Origin of the sequence: Secundilactobacillus paracollinoides DSM 15502 = JCM 11969 (genome assembly GCF_001311135.1) — a bacterium.
GTDB classification, from domain to species: Bacteria; Bacillota; Bacilli; order Lactobacillales; family Lactobacillaceae; genus Secundilactobacillus; species Secundilactobacillus paracollinoides.
Window position 1 is genome coordinate 1 of sequence record NZ_BBAG01000139.1, and the last position, 1,843, is coordinate 1,843.

Consider the following 1,843-nt stretch of genomic DNA (forward strand, 5'->3'; position numbering starts at 1 on the left):
GGATTATTTGTGGAGTAAAAAAAATGAAGAGGAAAAGTTATTGCTAACTAAGGCCCTCTTTTACGGAAACACTGGGACGGAATTTGACCAATTATATAGCTATTCTTTAAATGCTAATACAATTAGTGAGAAGTACAGATTATTCCATAAATGGCGACGAGAACAAATGAATATTAATTATAGTCATGATGAGTTGGAACAACTGGAGCGACTGGAACAACTGCAACAAATGGAGCGATTGCTACAACTGCAACAACTGCAACAACTGCAACAAATGGAGCGATTGCAGCAAACTGTACGGTTGGAACAACTGGAATATTTTGTAAAGGACTATCGTGAACTAGTCATCGATACTGATGACGTTGTTTACTGTGATCCACCATATGTTGGGACTTCACATAATTATGGTGGGTTCGACCATAAAGCGTTTGAGAATTGGTATCTACATGAATGCCCAGCTAAAGAAATTTATATTAGCGAATACACAAAGCTACCTTATACCGAGGTGGCTTTTAATTTTGGCAAAAAACAAAACTTTTCTTCAACAGGTAAGCGTAGAGATGAGTTGCTGCTAAGAGTAGTCCGTTAGGCAAGCACATAGATAGTAATGATCTAGCCAAGTTATATGTAATCAATCCAATTAGACGGAGGCGTGGTGATCATGCCAAGAGTAAGACGCTGTAGACAACCAGGCTGTCATGCCATGGTTAACTTCCCAGATCACTATTGTCAGCAGCACTATGAGCATGAAGCTGAGTACTTGGCTAGTCGGCAACGTTGGGCACGCAGCAATGACAAACAATACACACACAAGTACAACACAGTCACACGTAATCGTGATGACACTAAGCGTCAGCAATACAACTTCTATCGTACAAGGCAATGGTCACATCTAAGGCAACAAGTCCTAGAGCGTGATCATTATTTGTGCGCGTATTGTCGTGTGCAAGGAATCATCACGGCTGCTAAGACGGTCGACCATATTGTACCCATTGAGTACGACCAAGCACTCAAATCAAACGTTGATAACCTTGCTGTCATCTGTGGTAAGTGTCACCGACTCAAGACGGATTGGGAACAAGGCTACTATGGCACGGGACAAGGTAACGAGCTAAGACAAGTTGCTGAAATTACCGATGTGAGTGCCATTAATGTATTGATGAATAAGGAGTGACGAATGTGGAAACAGTCTACCAGGTATTCGGACTGTAAATTTACGGTGAATGATAACTCATTTGATTATCTGACTGTCCATTTAAACACGTCTAATTTGCGTTCTAAGGAATAATAGAACAATCAGGTGTAATGTATCGAAAGCTATATAAAAATCACCCCCGCCCCCTATTAACGGCCGGGAGAGCGCACACAATACCATCATTTTGTGACGCAAACGTTTTTTGAAAATTTTTAGGTAGGGGGGGTCACCCAATAATGAAAGGAGACAGAGAAAATGAAAAAAGCGGATAAAGACGTCAACGACGGTCAATTAACGCGCACACCGCCAGCTTACTTAGGCCGGCAAGCTAAGGTCGTTTGGCGTCGATTAGTGCCTTTTTTAGAGGATAACACCCCAGTTAAACGCATTGATAGCGGGCTAGTAGAGCAATATGCCTCCCAATATGAGATTTATCGCAATGCGTATAAACATATTCAAAAAAACGGTGAAGTCCAAGCAATCTATAAAACGTTGCAAGATCAGACTGGTCAAAAAATTGGTCGAGACTTCGTGGGCTACAAGCGTAATCCAAGGAACCGTGATTTTCGATCGATTAAAGTTAATAAAACTGCCTTACTATGCCCACGAGGACCAACGACTGTATCTAGTTCAAAATCGCCGATGCGC

At 41.7% G+C, this 1,843-nt stretch carries 2 protein-coding genes and 2 pseudogenes; 3 read left to right on the forward strand and 1 reads right to left on the reverse strand.

Annotated elements, in window-relative coordinates; all coding sequences use genetic code 11:
- From JCM11969_RS16575 to JCM11969_RS16585, 3 genes and pseudogenes are all read left to right on the forward strand, one after another.
- A partial coding sequence (locus JCM11969_RS16575) for a DNA adenine methylase (protein ID WP_173585436.1) occupies window positions 1-589 on the forward strand: 589 nt, incomplete at its 5' end.
- Window positions 590-661: 72 nt separating this feature from the next.
- Window positions 662-1,174, forward strand: coding sequence for an HNH endonuclease (locus JCM11969_RS16580; RefSeq protein ID WP_054712992.1), 513 nt, complete (start codon window positions 662-664; stop codon window positions 1,172-1,174).
- Between the two features lie 276 nt (window positions 1,175-1,450).
- Window positions 1,451-1,751 (forward strand): annotated as a pseudogene (locus tag JCM11969_RS16585) (phage terminase small subunit P27 family); the annotation flags it as partial.
- Here the strand turns inward: JCM11969_RS16585 and JCM11969_RS18005 are convergent.
- A pseudogene (locus tag JCM11969_RS18005) lies at window positions 1,747-1,843 on the reverse strand (IS30 family transposase); the annotation flags it as partial. The pseudogenes JCM11969_RS16585 and JCM11969_RS18005 sit on opposite strands and share 5 nt — an antisense overlap.

What these genes read in the sequence shown, in the direction of transcription:
- JCM11969_RS16580 (WP_054712992.1), top strand. Translation starts at nt 662, where the DNA reads ATGCCAAGAGTAAGACGCTGTAGACAACCAGGCTGTCATGCCATGGTT.